The 15,271-nt window shown below is 71.9% G+C and carries 12 protein-coding genes; 6 read left to right on the forward strand and 6 right to left on the reverse strand.

Annotation, left to right across the window (positions count from 1 at the left end; translation table 11 throughout):
- Window positions 1–6 precede the first annotated feature (6 nt).
- Window positions 7–900, reverse strand: a complete 894-nt coding sequence (locus OHS17_RS32305; protein ID WP_330315058.1) for a universal stress protein — start codon at window positions 898–900, stop codon at window positions 7–9.
- Window positions 901–1,071: 171 nt separating this feature from the next.
- Between OHS17_RS32305 and OHS17_RS32310 the strand changes: the two genes are divergently transcribed.
- Window positions 1,072–1,977, forward strand: a complete 906-nt coding sequence (locus OHS17_RS32310; RefSeq protein ID WP_330315059.1) for a universal stress protein — start codon at window positions 1,072–1,074, stop codon at window positions 1,975–1,977.
- The gene (locus OHS17_RS32315; RefSeq protein ID WP_330315060.1) at window positions 1,977–2,687 is read left to right on the forward strand and encodes a helix-turn-helix domain-containing protein; all 711 of its coding nucleotides are present in this window, start codon (window positions 1,977–1,979) and stop codon (window positions 2,685–2,687) included. The genes OHS17_RS32310 and OHS17_RS32315 overlap by 1 nt, the downstream gene beginning before the upstream one ends.
- A gap of 81 nt (window positions 2,688–2,768) precedes the next feature.
- Here OHS17_RS32315 and OHS17_RS32320 read toward each other — a convergent pair whose 3' ends face one another.
- On the reverse strand, window positions 2,769–3,632 hold the full coding sequence (locus OHS17_RS32320) for a universal stress protein (RefSeq protein ID WP_330315061.1): 864 nt from the start codon (window positions 3,630–3,632) through the stop codon (window positions 2,769–2,771).
- A gap of 304 nt (window positions 3,633–3,936) precedes the next feature.
- Between OHS17_RS32320 and OHS17_RS33940 the strand changes: the two genes are divergently transcribed.
- A complete protein-coding gene (locus tag OHS17_RS33940; protein WP_443066159.1) occupies window positions 3,937–4,950 on the forward strand; it encodes a phosphotransferase in 1,014 nt (337 codons plus the stop codon).
- Here the strand turns inward: OHS17_RS33940 and OHS17_RS32330 are convergent.
- The 4 genes from OHS17_RS32330 to OHS17_RS32345 are packed head-to-tail and all read right to left on the reverse strand — an operon-like array spanning window position 4,890 to window position 10,079.
- Window positions 4,890–5,681, reverse strand: a complete 792-nt coding sequence (locus tag OHS17_RS32330; RefSeq protein ID WP_330315062.1) for an ABC transporter ATP-binding protein — start codon at window positions 5,679–5,681, stop codon at window positions 4,890–4,892. The two genes, OHS17_RS33940 and OHS17_RS32330, sit on opposite strands and share 61 nt — an antisense overlap.
- Window positions 5,678–7,516, reverse strand: a complete 1,839-nt coding sequence (locus OHS17_RS32335; protein ID WP_330315063.1) for a dipeptide/oligopeptide/nickel ABC transporter permease/ATP-binding protein — start codon at window positions 7,514–7,516, stop codon at window positions 5,678–5,680. The genes OHS17_RS32330 and OHS17_RS32335 overlap by 4 nt, the downstream gene beginning before the upstream one ends.
- A complete protein-coding gene (locus tag OHS17_RS32340; RefSeq protein ID WP_330315064.1) occupies window positions 7,516–8,511 on the reverse strand; it encodes an ABC transporter permease in 996 nt (331 codons plus the stop codon). Before OHS17_RS32340 ends, OHS17_RS32335 begins: the two co-directional genes overlap by 1 nt.
- Complete coding sequence (locus OHS17_RS32345) at window positions 8,511–10,079, reverse strand: ABC transporter substrate-binding protein (RefSeq protein ID WP_330315065.1); 1,569 nt, start codon at window positions 10,077–10,079, stop codon at window positions 8,511–8,513. The genes OHS17_RS32340 and OHS17_RS32345 overlap by 1 nt, the downstream gene beginning before the upstream one ends.
- A gap of 203 nt (window positions 10,080–10,282) precedes the next feature.
- Between OHS17_RS32345 and OHS17_RS32350 the strand changes: the two genes are divergently transcribed.
- The 3 genes from OHS17_RS32350 (at window position 10,283) to OHS17_RS32360 (ending at window position 15,048) form a co-directional block, all read left to right on the forward strand.
- Window positions 10,283–11,350: an Lrp/AsnC family transcriptional regulator gene (locus OHS17_RS32350; RefSeq protein WP_330315066.1), complete on the forward strand. Its 1,068-nt coding sequence runs from the start codon at window positions 10,283–10,285 to the stop codon at window positions 11,348–11,350.
- A gap of 228 nt (window positions 11,351–11,578) precedes the next feature.
- A complete protein-coding gene (locus tag OHS17_RS32355; protein ID WP_330315067.1) occupies window positions 11,579–13,030 on the forward strand; it encodes an amidase in 1,452 nt (483 codons plus the stop codon).
- 92 nt (window positions 13,031–13,122) lie between these two features.
- Window positions 13,123–15,048, forward strand: coding sequence for an acyl-CoA synthetase (locus OHS17_RS32360; RefSeq protein ID WP_330315068.1), 1,926 nt, complete (start codon window positions 13,123–13,125; stop codon window positions 15,046–15,048).
- Window positions 15,049–15,271: the final 223 nt, after the last annotated feature.

A 15,271-nucleotide genomic window follows, 5' to 3' on the forward strand; every position in this document is an offset into this window, starting at 1 on the left:
ACGCGGTCAGTCCTGCGGGACCACGGCGACCGGGGCGGGCGAGTGGTGCAGTACGGCGTGGGCGACATGCCCGATGCGCGGCTCGTGCGGCCAGTAGCGGTTGGTGCGCCGGCCGACGGCGACCAGAGAGGCATGGGCACCGGCATCGACCAGATGGCGCGCCGGCGATCCGATCTCGCATCGCACACGCACCGCGATCCGGGGATACTTCTGCGACCAGGGTGCGAGCAGGGACCGCACCATGCGCATGCTCTCCTCGGCGATGTCGGTGCGCCACCGCAGGTCTCCGCCGATGCCCTGTACGTAGCCGACCGGCGGGTTCCAGCAGTAGTGGATCTCCACCCCGGCCGCGCGCACGGCCGCCGCCTCGAACGCGAAGCGCAGCACGCCGTCCGTGGTGGGTCCGAGATCGATCCCGGCGACGACCGGAGCGGCGGCTTGTTCCCCCGCCCCGCCGTCGTCCACCGCAGGGCCGGGCGCGGCGCGGTCCGGGCGGACGAGGACGACGGGCCGGTGGGCGTGGGCGACCGTGGCCATGGCGACCGAGCCCAGGAAGAAGCCCCTGAGCGCCCCGAGCCCGGCGGTGCCGAGCGCCAGGAGCTCGGCCCCGGCGGCGGCCCGGCAGAGCATCTCGGGTGGTGGCCCGGTGAGTTGGTCGGCCTCGATCACCAGGTGCGGATGCCGCTCCGCCAGCCGCGCCGCGGTCTCGCCGGGCAGCCGCCGCGACCACTGTTCGGGTGTCTCCGTCCCCGTGAGGGGTGCGTGGGAGTAGGGCTGCCACTCCCAGGCACTCACCAGGCGCAGCGGGCGCATCCGCAGGTCCGCCTCCTGGGCGCCCCAGTCGGCGGCCGCGTCGCTCGCCCGTGTTCCGTTCAGTCCGACGGTCACTGGTCGTGTCACGACGCACCTCCGTGAGCCTTCGTACGGCCGGGTACTCCACGATTCCGGGCGAACGGCCGCCGCGCATGAGCCGATGCGTACCCGTCCGGGACCGTCCGGCCCTTCCCGCCCGCCGGTGGTGGTGTGACCGTGGCAGGAGGGGCCCTGCGGTGACGTGAGGAGGCGGGCCCGATGCGGTTGCCCGTGGTGGTGGGTGTCGACGGTTCGGAACCCGGTCTGGAAGCGGTGGACTGGGCGGCCGACGAGGCCGTCCGGCACGGACTCCCGCTGCGTGTCGTGCACGCGTCCCTCTGGGAGCGGTACGAGGGAGTGCTCCCGGCCCGGTCCACCGACCGCCCGTTCGACGAGGTCGTCGCGGAGCGCATCGTCGCCGTCGCGGCCGAGCGGGCCCGGCGCCGTGCCCCGGACCTGGACATCACCGCCGAGGTACTGGCCGAGGACCCGGCGGGCGCCCTGCTGCGCGAAGCGACCGAGGCCGCGGCCGTCGTCGTCGGCTCCCGTGGACGCGGCGGGTTCGCCAGCCTCCTCCTCGGGTCCGTCGGTCTCATCGTGGCAGCGCGTTCCCGGGGCCCGGTGGTCGTGGTCCGCGGAGACCGGGACGCCCGCGACTCACGGCACGGCCGGATACTGGTCGGGATCGCGGAACACGACGAGGACCCGCCCGCCCTCCGCTTCGCGTTCCGCGAGGCGGCCGCACGGGACGCGGAACTCGACGCCGTCTGCGTCTGGCGCCGGCCGGCCCACGAACCCGCCGCGCACCCGCTCATGGCGGGCGGGGAGGGCCACCACGAGGGACGGGCCGCCGAAGTGCTCGACCGGACGCTTGAGCCCCTGGCCCGCGCGTATCCCGGGGTCCGGCTCCGCAGGAGCACCGTCGAGGGCGTGCCGCACCGGGTGCTGACGGAACGGTCGGCCGCGGCCGACCTGCTCGTCGTCGGAGCGCGCCGCAGACATGGACTCGTGGGGCTGGAGCTGGGCCGGGTGGCCCACCGCTCGCTGCACCACGCCTCGTGCCCGGTCGCCGTCGTCCCGCACCGGGGCCCGGCGACCGGCGCGGAAGCGGAAGGAGACTCGTGATGACCGGAACCCGTGACGTGCACGGCGCGGGAGACCTGGGCCGCCGCGCGGCCGCCAGGCGTGCCCAGCTCGGCCTCTCCCTGGAGGAAGTGGCGGACCGGGCGGGCTCCACGCCCAGCTACCTCGCCTATGTGGAGGAGCAGGTACCCGCCCCAGGACCCGCCTTCCTCGTCCGGCTCGCGGACGCGCTGGAGACGACCGTGCAGGACCTCGCCGGGTTCAACGCGGACCTGCCACAGGGCGGGGCCGCCGCAGGCCACCACCCGCGGATGGAAGAACTCGAAGAGGCCGAGTGCTGGAAGCTGCTCGACGGCCACGGAGTCGGCCGCATCGCGATGACGGGAGCGGACGGCCCCGTGGTCTTCCCCGTGAACTACCAGGTCACCGACGGGCGGATCGTCTTCCTGACCGCCCCCGACGCAGGCCTCGCACGGGCGGCATCGGCCGGGACCGAAGTCGCCTTCGAACTGGACCGGCTGGACGAGGCGTTCAGCCAGGGGTGGAGCGTACTGGCCGTCGGCAGGACCCGTACGCTCCCGGCCGGACCGGAGTCCGAACGCCTGCGAAGCGTCATGGACTCGAAGCCCTGGGCCGGGGACGGGCGTACGACGGTGGTGACGCTCTCCCCGGACCGGGTCACCGGGCGGCGCATACGGGTCCCCGGTGCACCCGGTTCCACCGAGTTCGCTCCTGGTGGGGGCGGAGGCTGACCCCGGCTCCCCGGCTCCCCGGCTCCCTGGAGCCCCCGGACGCGTCAGGCGTCCGGGGGCTCGGCCGTGCCGCCGCGTCGTTCAGGGCACGGGCACGGGCACGACCACGACCGGAGCCGGGCTGTGGTGGATGACGGCCTGGGCGACGTGCCCGAGGTGCGGTCCCAGCGGCAGCCGGCGGGAGCGCCGGCCCACGACGACCAGTTCGGCGTCGCGGGACGCCTCCACCATCTGGAGCGCGGGCGACCCCACGACCGCCTTTGCGGTGGCCTCCACCTCCGGGTACCGCCGGCGCCACGGCTCCATCAGGTCCCGCAGCGTACGGGCCAGATGCTCGCTCTGATCCACGCCGAGCGCCGGGTCCATGAGCGCCGCGTAGCCGTACGAGGCCGGCAGGGTCCAGCTGTGCAGGAACCGCAGGTCCAGGTTCCGGCGAGCGGCCTCCGCGAAGGCGAAGGCGAACAGCTCATCGGGCGCGCGGTCGACGTCGACGCCCACGAGCAGGCCGCCCGGCGGCGCGATCCGTTCGTCCTGCGCCCGCACCAGCACGACCGGGTTCAGAGCGGCACCGACGACGGCGAGCGAGACCGAACCCGCGAGGAAGCCGGCCATCCTGGCGAGCCCCCGCGAGCCGAGGACGGTGACGTCCGCCGTATGCGCGGCGGCCGTCAGCTCCTCGGCCGCCCGGCCCCTGGCCCGTACGACGGACACCTCCAGCCCGGCGTGTTCGGCGCGCAGACGCTCCGAGGTCGTCCGCAGCAGCTCCGCTGTACGCTCGGCCGCCTCGCTGAGCTGTGCCAGGGGGATCTCGGGGTTTGCGGGCAGTTCCTCGACGTTCATCAGGGCGAGCGGCACCTGCCGCACCCGCGCCTCCTTGGCCGCCCATTCCACGGCGGCAAGGCTCTCATCGGAGCCGTCGAGTCCGGCGATGACCTGTGCTGTCATGACGCACCTCCTCGTGCGGGGTCACAGACTCAGCGTGCCCTGCCCTCCGCCCGGCGCAGCAGGGCCGGGCAGGTCTCGATCGGGCCCGAACGGCTCATCCCGCAGCTCGGCGGTCGCGGACCTCGCCCGAGGCGGGGCCGGTCAGCCCCGCGTGAATGAGCCGTCCGGGCCCTCGCAGGACCCCGCAGGGTCGCTGTGCCGGGCCGTGGGCCGGTGGAACGCTGGAGGAACGGGGTACGGAACGAGCCGGTCCCGTGCCCGATCCGTGGGCCGGGAGCGCCCGGCCGCGACGAGGGGCAGTGCCATGGGCGAACGTGCAGGACACAGCAAACACTGGCTCGCTCCGGACTTCGACGACTGGTTCGGACTCCAGGTGTGCAGGACGGCAGGGCTGCAGGACGGAGTGCTCTTCACGAGGATTGTGCCCGGCACGTCGCTGGCCGAGGAGTTGATCGCCCGCCCCTGGGAGACGGCCGCGCTCCTGAACCAGGTTCTCGACGAACTGCGCCGCCTCCACAGCCCGGCCGGTGCGGCATGTTTCCGCGAGGCGGCACCGATCACGGAGCGGTCCGTTGTCGGTGTCTTCCGCCGCAAGTTCGGCGGACAGAGCAGCAGCACGTATCTGCGTGCGCTCGGTGAGGACCGGGGACTGGCCGAGTACGAGCGCCAGGAGGTCGTCGCCCGGGTGGAGACCTCAGTGCGGCGGCTCCTCGCGATGGCCGACGGGCTTTCCACCCGGCGCGAGACGGTCGTGTTCGGTGACCTCAAGCCCGAGCACGTCTTCCTCATCGGCTCCGGCCGCCTCACGCTTATCGACCCGGCCATGCAGGGGGCGGCTGGTCCCGAGCCGGACATCGCGAAGCTCGCCGGCCGGGCCCTCCTCCTCGCCATCGGCCTCCAAGACCCGGCCGCCGGGCGCCAGATCGTGCAAGGGGTCGCCGACACGGTCGCCCGGCACGTCGCGACGCTGCCCGAACACGATCAGCCGAGAGGGCTGCGTGAGCTCCTGCTCCTGTGGCTCATGGACACGGTGAGCATCCTGAGCACCTGCCTCAGCGCACCGCCTGGGCTTCCCCTTACCCGGCAGGACGTCGTAGCCGGCCGCCCGCAGCCGCGTGGCGAGTTTCGCGGCGGTTCGGTGCTCCTGGAAGGCGAGTTCCGGGTGGCGGTGGAGGTCCTGGTAGAAGTCCCGCAGGATGGCGGGCTCCAAGCCCGCGATGACCTCCTGCGTGAGGCGGGCGACGGCGGTCGGTGCACTCATGCCGCTTCCTCCTTCTCTTCGAATGTCGGCACGCTCGCCAGGAGACGGCGCGTATAGGGGTGCTGTGGGGCGTGGTAGACATCCCGGACCGGGCCCTGCTCCACCAGTTCGCCCTGGCACAGGACGGCGACCTCGTCGCTGACATGGCGGACGACGGCCAGGTCATGGGAGATGAAGATCATCGTCAGGGACAGGGACCGGCGTAGTTCCTCGAGGAGGTTGAGCACCTCGGCCTGCACGGATGCGTCCAGCGCCGATGTGATCTCGTCGGCGATCAGCACATCGGGTTCCACGGCGAGAGCACGGGCCACCACGATGCGCTGGCGCTGGCCGCCGGAGAACTCGTGTGGGTACCTGTCGGCCGCAGAGCCGTCCAGCGCGACGGTCTCAAGCCACCGTTCGACCGTCGCTGCGTGCTTCCTGGCGTCGGCCCCCAGGGGGTCGACGGCCTCGGCAATGGCCTCACCGGCCGTCATGCGCGGGTTGAGCGAGGCGTACGGGTCCTGGGAGACGAGCTGCACCCGACGGCGCACCGCGGCGAGCTCCTTGCGCTCGAGTCCGGTGAGGTCCACTCCGTCGAGGAGGATGCGGCCCGTCCTGGCGGGGTGGGTGCCGACGATGGCCTTGGCGATGGTCGACTTCCCGGAGCCGGACTCGCCGACCAGGCCGAGGGTCTGCCCCGGCCGGACGCCGGTGGACACGCCGTGCAGCACGGTTCGCACGCGCCGGCCGTGGCCGAAGGCGACGGTCAGGTCCTCGACGGCCAGCTTGTGCGGGAATGAAGTCATCCGGCCTCTACCTCCTGTCGTACGGCATGGCAGGCCACGTCGTCGATCAGACGCGGCCGTTCGGTCGCGCAGACCGCGTCGAGCGCCACCGGGCACCTGTCGGTGAAGGCACAGCCCTGTGGCCGGTCGGCGGGCGTCGGCGGGCGACCCGGGATCGTGGCGAGCGGTGCGCGTTCTCCGCTGCCGGTGTCCCGCAGTCGCGGACTCGCCGCCAGCAGCGCCCTCGTGTACGGGTGCCGGGCGCGGCCTGCCCGCAGGTCGGCCGCGGACAGTTCCTCGACGACACGTCCCGCGTACATCACCACGACCCGGTGGCACACCGTGCCGACGACACCGATGTCGTGGGAGATGAGGAGCACGCTCGTGCCACGCCGGTGGTTGATGTTCTTCAGGACGTCGAGGACTTCGGCCTGGACGGTCACGTCGAGAGCGGTGGTCGGTTCGTCGGCGATGATCAGCCGCGGCCCCGGCAGCAGCGCGGCGGCGATCATCGCACGCTGCCGCATGCCGCCGGACAGCTCGTGCGGATACTGCTTCATGACCCGGGCGGGCTCCTTGATCCGTACCTGCTCCAGGGCTTCGACGGCCCGCCGGTCCGCCTCCACCCCCCTCACGCCTTGGTGCACGCGGAGCGTCTCGGTGAGCTGACCGCGCATCCGCAGCGCCGGGTTGAAGGAGGAGGACGGATCCTGGAAGACGATGCCGATCTCGGTCGCCAGACGCTTGCGATCGGCAGTGGGGTCGGCCAGATCGAGGTCGTCCAGGGTCATTTCCGCCGCGTGGGCGGACAGTCCCTCCGGGAGAAGCCGAGCCACGCTCATCGCCGTCAACGACTTGCCGGAGCCGGACTCCCCCACCAATCCGACGATTTCGCCGGGCATGACGTGGAAGGAGACCTCGTCGACGAGACGGGTGCCGTCCGGCAGGACGACGGCCAGGCCGTCCACCGTCACCAGGGCGCCGGCGGGAGCCCGGTGCGAGGGCATGGCCACGCCGGTGGGACGTACCGCCGCGGCCCTCGCCCTCCCACCGCGCGGGTCGAGCCCCGCGGCGAGGCCGTCGCCGACGAAGCCCACGAGGACGCCGGTGACGGTGATGGCCACCGCCGGACCGATCGCCTCGGCGGGGTTGGTGTAGAGGGACTGCAGGCCGGAGTTGAGCAACGCGCCCCAGTCGTAGTCAGGCGCCTGCACGCCGACTCCCAGGAAGGAGAGGCCGGACAGCGCGACGAGCACGTTCGCGAAAGCCACCGACAGCAGTACCAGCAGCGGCCCCGAGATGTTCGGCAGGAGGTGCCGGACGAGCACGCGGTACGGCGGTACCCCCATCAGGCGCGCCTGCGTCACGAAGTCGCGCTGCGCCACGGAGGCCGCCATGTTCGCCGTGAGGCGGGCGAAGGCAGGGGCGCCGCCCAGGCCGATCGCCAGGACGGAGGCCACGGGCCCGGTGCCGAGGACCGTGGCGATCACCAGTGCGAGGATGAGGGCCGGGTAGGAGATCATCACGTCGATCAGGCGCAGGCCCAGCTCCCGGACGCGCCGTCCCGAGACCCAGACGCCGGTGCCGAGCAGGACGCCGGCGGTCGCGGCGATCGCGGTCGCGGCGAGCGTCATCTCCAGGGTGAGACGGGTGGCGACCAGCGTCCGTGCCAGTACGTCGCGGCCGAGCGCGTCGGTGCCGAGCCAGTGTCCGGCGCTCACGTGCGCGCGGGCGGCACCGCTCAGCGCGGTCGCCTCCTCCTCCATCAGAAGGGGCGCGACGATACCGAGGACGACGATCAGTCCGAGGCCGGCGAGGGATACGACCAGGGGTGCGTTCCACCGGATACGGCGCATCAGCGGCCTCCCTTTCCAGCCAGGGTGCGGGGGTCGAGCAGCGCGAGGACGACGTCGACGAGCAGGTTGAGCAGGGCGGCGAGCAACCCCAGGATCAGGACGCAGCCCTGGATGACGGGGTAGTCGCGGACGAGGAGCGCCTCCACGACGCGTTGCCCGATGCCTGGCCAGGCGAAGATGGACTCGACGACGACCGTGCCGCCGAGCAGCCCGGCGAGGATCAGCCCTCCGAGGGTGAGCGTGGCGGTCAGCAGGTTGGGCAGGGCGTGCCGGGCGTACAGGCGCAGGGGCCGCAGGCGGCGGCCCCGCGCGGTCCGCATGTAGTCCTGGGCGAGGACGTGGGTGGCCTCGCTGCGCACGATGCGGGCCATGACGCAGGTGGCCGGCAGCACCAGGGCGGCGATGGGGAGCACCATCGACACAAGAGTCTCCGCACCCGCCGCCGGGAACCAGCCCAGTCGGATGGCGAAGCCGAGGACGAGGAGGGTGCCGATGATGTACTCGGGGGTGGCGCCGACCGTCCCAGTGACGAAGGTGTACGAGATGTCGGTGCGGCGGCCTCCGCGGGCTGCGGCGGCCAGTCCGATCGGCACGGCGAGCACGAGTACCACGAGGACGGAGAGGAGCGCGATCTCGGCGGTGAACGGCAGGCGGCCTCCGATGATCTGGGCCACGGGCTCCTGCGTCTGGAACGAGGTACCCATGTCGCCGCGGAGCAGACCGCTCGTGTACGTACCGAACCGTACGAGCAGCGGCTGGTCCAGGCCGAGGTCGTGGCGTGCCCGCTCCACGTCGGCGGGGGCTGCCTCGGCGCCGGCGACCACGCGTGCCGGGTCGCCGGGGATGAGCTGCACCATCAGGAACGTTCCGGCGACGAGCGTGATCACGACGGCGGTGAGCCCGACGAGACGCCGGACGAGAAAGGCGCCCCAGGGGCCGAGCCGCACCGAGCGCCCGGCCCCCGCGGCCGCCCCGACGGCCGGTACCGCCGACATCAGCCGGTGACCCGGAGCGTGGAGACGGAAAGGGACCCGCCCGGCATCGCGAAGGAGACGCCCTCGCGCGCGACGTAGTGCACGTCGACCGTGGCCAGCGGGATCACGTCGTTGGCCTTGAGCAGCGCCTCCTGGGCCTTCTGCCAGGCGGCGCACTTGGCGTTGCGGTCCGTGGTGGAAGTGGCGGCGACATAGTTCTCGGCGTAAGCCGCGTTCTTCACCGCGCCGTAGTTGAGGCCGCCCTTGGCCGGCTCGGGGCCCAGGAAGTAGGTGCCACCGCGCGCGAGGGTGCCGCTGATCAGCGGAAAGACGGTGACGTCCCAGTCGCCCTGGTTGGCGGTGACGTCGGTGGCCCAGGCGGCGTTGTCGGCGTTGGTGAGCTTCACCTCGGCGCCGGTGGCGCGCAGGGCCTCGGCGACGTAGGAGTTGCCCGCGCCGCCGGCGACCGCGTTGGATCCCTCCAGCTTGATGCTGACGCCCTTCAGGACCTGCTTCGCCGCAGCCGTGTCCGTCCTGGTCAGCAGGGAGCCGTCGGTGGAGACGCACGCCGCCTTCTCGTCCACATACGAGGTGAGGGGCTGTCCGGTGCCGCCGAAGACGTTGTTGAACGCCTTGACGCTGACCGCCTGCGCGATCGCCTTGCGGACCTTCGGGTCAGCGCCCGGGTGCCCGGGGCGCTGGTTGAAGGCTATGTAGTTGCGGATGAACGGCGCGGATTCGACCGTGAACGTCTCGTTGCCCGTGAACCGGGTGGCGTCCGTGCCGGTGAGGGGGGCCAGGTCGAGGGCGCCGGTCTGCAGCTGGTTGGCGAGGGTCGACTCGTTCTTCGATATCTGGACGCGCAGCCGGTCGGCCGGTTCCCCCGCGGGCATCGAGGCGTACCGCGGATACGCCTTGAATCCCTTGCGCAGCCGCAGTTCATACGAGGCGCCACGCCGTGCCGTCACCATTTCGTACGGTCCGGTGGCCGCGCCCTGGACAGCGCCCTGGGCGAGCGCGGTGGTGCCCGCGTCGAGGCCGGCCTTGCAGACGATCCCGGCGGCGGTGCCGGACAGGCCGGCGAGGACCTCGCCCCACGGAGTGGCGGTGGTGATGGTGACGGTGCCGGCCGCGTCGTCGCCGGTGATCGTGGTCCTCTTCCCTGTGTTCGCGGCGCCGAACGTGAGCAGGGCACTGGCCGAGTTCGCCCGGTAGCGCTTCAGCGAGGCGACGACCTGCGAGGCGGTGAGCGCCGACCCGTCGGAGCAGGTCAGACCCTTCTTCAGAGTCAGCGAGGTCTTCGTCGGCGTGGTCGTCCAGGTGTCGGCGAGACCGGCGGCGAACGTACCGCCCTCGTCTTGGCCGATCAGCGGCTGGTACAGCAACGACGTGAGGGCGTAATCCGTCGAACCCGCGCCCTTCGCCGGGTCGAACGAGGTGACGTCGGAGGTGAATCCCACCTTGACGGTGGGCCGGCCCTCGTCGCCGCTCGATGCAGGACCGCCGGTCGGGCCGGCGGTGCAGGCGGAGGCCAGGAGGGAGGTGGCGGCGACCGTGATGGCGCCGGAGAGGAACCGCAAACGGGGCATGGAGGACTCTCCAGGACTGAGAACTGAGAAGGAGCCGAGGGCTGGGGCAGGCGAAGAACTGGTCGGGAAGGGGACTTGCTCGGGGCCGGGCCGGGCCGAGGTCAGGGAGCGCGGGCAGTGCTGCGGTCTGTTGCGGCATACAGAACAGGCCACTTCCCCCGCGGCCCCGCAATTGCAAGAATCCGCATCGGAAAGGTGATCGCATGCATGAATCCGCAGGGGCCATCGGCCTCAGGGCCGCCACCACCCCGTCCCGGGGAACACTCGATGAACTCGATCTCGCCCTCGTCAACGCCCTGCAGATGGCGCCCCGCGCCCCCTGGGCGCAGTTGGCCCGTCCGCTCGGCGTGGACGCCGCGACGCTCTCCCGTCGCTGGTCCCGGCTGCGGGACTCCGGTGAGGCTTGGGTCACCTGCTACGCCTCTCCCTCCCAAGTCACCTACGGTGCCCTCGCCCTGATCGAGGTGTCGTGCGTGCCGCAGGCCCGGGAAACCCTGGCGGACCAGCTCGCCCGGCACCCGCAGGCGATGAGCGTGGAACTGGTGGCGGGATCCTGCGACCTGCTCCTGACGGTGGCTACGGCGACCATGTCGTTGATGAGCGGGTACGTACTGGCCCTCGGCCGTATCGAGGCGGTGACCGCCACCCGCACCCACCTGGTGCAGCACGTACACCGGGACGGCAGCGAGTGGCGCATGGACTCCCTCTCCCGCGACCAGAGGCGCGACCTCGCGGAGACCGAGGACGGTGGCGCCCACACCGCCGTTGCGGCCACGCTCACGCCCGAGGACCGCGTCCTGCTGCGCGTCCTCGCCGAGGACGGCCGCCGCTCCGTCACCTCGATCGCCGCCGAACTGGGCCGTCCGGAGTCGACGGTGCGAAGGTCGCTGAACTCTCTGCTCCAAGGCGGCAGAGCGGTACTGCGCTGCGACGCCGCCCACCTGTACGCGGGGTGGCGCAGCTCGGCGACGCTCTGGATGTCCGTACCGCCCGCCCAGCTCATGGCGGCGGGCGACGAACTGAGCCGCCTGCGGAACACTCGCATGGCGGCGTCGGTGTCCGCCGAGGCGAACCTGCTGAGCGTGGTGTGGCTGCATGCCCTGGACGACCTCGGCCGCTACGAGGTCCAGGCCGCCGCACGGATCACCTCCGTGCGGGTGCTCAACCGGGCCGTAAACCTGCGCTGGGTCAAGCGCATGGGCCGCCTGCTCGGTGACGACGGCCGCAGCACCGGCTGCGTCCCGGCCGACCCGTGGCACCCGGTCGTCTGAACCGCCCGCGCCCGAACCGCCCCTCCCGCCGGGTCCCGTCCGAGTCGCCCCTTCCCAAGCCCTCCGATCTGCGCTTTCCCGCACCCCGCCCCCGGTCCTGGCGGATTCATGCAATCCGCAGGCCGGGTGGGGCCGGTCCCTGAGGCTGACACCACCGCCGGACGACAGCCGACCGACCGGCCTACCGACCGCCCGGCTCAGCCTCCGCACGGGAAGGACGCCACACCCATGTCCAGCCGCACCTCCGCCGGCGATGACCTCGCCCACCTCAGCGCCACCGACGCCCTCCGGCTCTTCGCCCGCCGCGCGCTGTCGCCCGTCGAACTCATGCGGGCCGTCATCGAGCGTGCGGAGAAGGCCGAACCGCGTATCAACGCCTTCACGGAGCGGCTCTTCGACGAGGCCCTGGAACAGGCCCGGCACGCTGAGGCCCGCTACCTCGGCAAGGACGGCCTGGTTCCCCGTCCACTGGAGGGAATCCCAGTCGCGGCCAAGGAGAAGCACGCCATCCTGGGCCGCACCCTGACCGAAGGCTCCCTCGCCCACAGGGGCCGCATCTCCACGGAGAACGCCCCCGTGATCGACCGCATCCTCGGTGCGGGCGGCATCATCCACGCTCGCACGGCGACACCGGAGTTCTCGCTCAGCACGTACACGCACTCCCGTATGTGGGGCATCACCCGCAACCCCTGGAACCCCGACTTCACCCCCGGCGGCTCCTCCGGCGGCGCGGGCGCCTCCCTCGCCGCCGGTACGACCCTGCTCGCCTCGGCCTCCGACATCGGGGGCTCCACCCGCATCCCGGCCGCCTTCACCGGAACCGTCGGCTTCAAGGCCCCTTACGGACGCAACCCCGGCCTCGGCGTGCTCACCGCCGACCACTACCGCGGCGACGGTCCCATGGCCCGCACCGTGGACGACGTCATCGCCTTCCAGAACGTCCTGGCCGGCCCCGATCCCCGCGACCACGCCTCGATCCGCCCCAAGCTGACCCTGCCCACCGCTTACGAGGACGTGACCGGCGCACGTATCGCCCTGTGCGTCCGACTCGGCGAGTACGACGTCCATCCGGAAATCGAGGCGCACACGCGCGCCGCCGCCCAGGCCCTCGCCGATGCCGGCGCACACGTGGAGGAGATCACCCTCCCCTGGACGCGCCTCGACCTGTTGACCGCGGTCGCCGGTCACTTCTCGACGCTTTTCGGCGCCCTCGTCGTCGAGGTGGCCGAAAGCCACCGCGACCTTCTCAGCCCGTATACGGTCTCCTTCGCCGACACAATGAACTACGCGCGCACCAAGGTGAGTTACCTCGACTCCGTGCGCGCCGAACACCGGTTGCAACGAGCCCTCGCCGCAGCCATGGACGGATTCGACGCACTGATCTGCCCCACCACCGCCGTGCCCGGCTGGCACGCGGGCGACGACCTCGCGGGCGACAAGGTCGTGGTGCACGGCCAGGAAGTGGCGGACACCCTGTGGAGTGCCATGACCACGCCCTTCAACATCAACAACCGCTGCCCCGTGCTCAACGTTCCGTCCGGCATGTCGAGTTGGGGAGTCCCCACCGGCCTCCAGATCGTCGGACACCCCTACGACGACCCCGCCGTCTTCCGCATCGGCAAGGCGCTGGAGACCCTCCGCCCCTGGTCGTTCGCCCAGATCAAGGACGGCCTGCGGTAGCCCGGCGAGCCTTGCTGACGCCCCGCCCCCGCAGGAACGCGCGGTCGGCCCCGACTTCCACCACCAACCAGCCCCATCGAAAGGCAGCTCCTGTGCATGCCCCCGAACCCGATCTGCTCTGGCCGGCCTACGACCACCCGGGCGCCCTGGCGACGATCGAGTCCATCGCGCTCGAGGACCGCGGCCTGCCCGGTTCCACGTACGACCTACTGGCACGCGCCGCCGTGCTGTGGCCCGACCGGCCGGCTCTCACCATGCTGCCCAGCGCGGGGCAGTGGACACATGGCGAAACCGTGTCCTTCGGGCAACTGCGCGATCAAACACACCGCATCGCCAACCTCTTCCACCGACACGGCGTTCGCCGTACCACCGCCGTGGGCCTGCTGTCCCCCAACGCCGGGCTGCTGCCCGCCACCCTCCTGGCCGCCCAGCTCGCCGGCTGTGCCGCACCGGTCAACCCGGCGCTCGCCGCCGATCACGCCGAACGGCTGCTGGCCCTGGCCGGGGCAAGGGTCCTGGTCGCGGCCGGACCCGAACTCGATGCCGCCGCATGGCGGACGGCCCGCACGGCGGCGGCCTCACTCCGCTGCTCGGCGCTGTTCGCCCTGCGCCCGGTCGGCGCACCCGAGCCCACGCCCGAACTGGAACCGATCGAGGGGGTCCACGTCGCCTATCTGCACGTCGAGGCTGCCGCCCAGCCGGCCGAGCTCCATCCTGGTGTGGTGCCTCCCAAGGCCGGCGACCTGGCCGCGTACTTCCACACCGGCGGCACCACCGGCGCCCCCAAGCTGGCCGCTCACACCCACGCCAACGAGGTGACCGACGCCTGGATGATCGCGGCCAACAGCACGTTGGACCCCGATTCCGTACTCTTTGCCGGACTGCCGTTGTTCCACGTCAACGCCTTGGTCGTCACCCTGCTCGCACCACTGTTCCGCGGTCAGCACGGCGTGTGGACCGGCCCCCTCGGCTACCGCGAACCTGCGCTGTTCGCAGTCTTCTGGAAGATCGTCGCGCATTTCCGGATCGCCACCCTGTCCGCGGTCCCGACCGTCTATGCCGCCCTCGCCCGGATTCCGGTCGACGCGGACATCACCTCGCTGCGCTTCGCGATAGTCGGCGCGTCCCCTCTGCCGCCGGCGGTACGCGCGGCGTTCGAGCACCACACCGGCGTCCCGCTCTGCCAGGGGTACGGACTGACCGAGGCCACCTGCGGCAGCGCTCGGAGCTTCCTGCACGAACACCGGCGCCCGGAGGCCGCGGGCCAGCGCATGCCCTACCAGCACGTGAAGACGGTAGGGATCGACAGCGACGGGACCTGGCACGACCTCCCGCAGGGTGAACCCGGCATTCTCGCCATCAGCGGCCCCACGGTCTTCCCCGGCTACGTAGTCGGCCACGACGACACCGGACCGCGCCTGGAGACCCTCGGCAGTGTGCGCGACGGCTGGCTCAACACCGGCGACCTCGCGCGCGTGGATTCCGACGGATTCATCCACCTGCTCGGCCGCGCGAAGGACCTGATCATCCGCGGCGGCCACAACATGGACCCCGCCGTCATCGAGGACGCCCTCCTCACCCACCCGGCCGTCACCGGCGCAAGCGCCGTCGGACGCCCCGACCCTCACTCCGGCGAGGTCCCCATCGCCTACGTCACCCTCAGGCCCGGCACGACCGGCACCGGCCCCGAGGAATTGATCGCCTTCGCCGCGCAGCACGTACCCGAGCGAGCCGCGGCCCCCAAGGAGGTCATCGTCTTGTCGGCTCTGCCTCTGACCGACATCGGCAAACCCTCCAAGGTTCCTCTGCGCCTCGACGCCACCCGGCGCGCGATCTCCACAGCCCTGGCCGGCCTCGGCATCGCCGGCGTCGACGAACAGATCCGATGCGAACTGGCAGACGGTCGCCCCATGGTTTCCCTGCCGCCCGTCGCCGACCCCGACCAGCGCCGCCGGATCATCGCCCAACTCGCCCCGTACGACGTGAGCTGGGCATTCACCGACCACGGCACGTCGTGAGGCCGCCCTGCTGTCCCTTCCCCGAGGCGACCCCGGCCCGCCGCGCGCCGGTCTCCTCGCCACGTCCCCATCCAGGAATCGAGCGTCATATGAGCGTCAGGATTCCTCGAAAGAACCCAGGAAGCACTGCCGAATGGACCGCATCCCTCAGAAATCGCAGGTCGGGCAACCCAGAGGGGTCGATGTACCCACGCGACCCGCTGCATCCACGAGTACAGGTCGA

This window comes from Streptomyces sp. NBC_00523 (assembly GCF_036346615.1).
Lineage (GTDB): Bacteria > Actinomycetota > Actinomycetes > Streptomycetales > Streptomycetaceae > Streptomyces.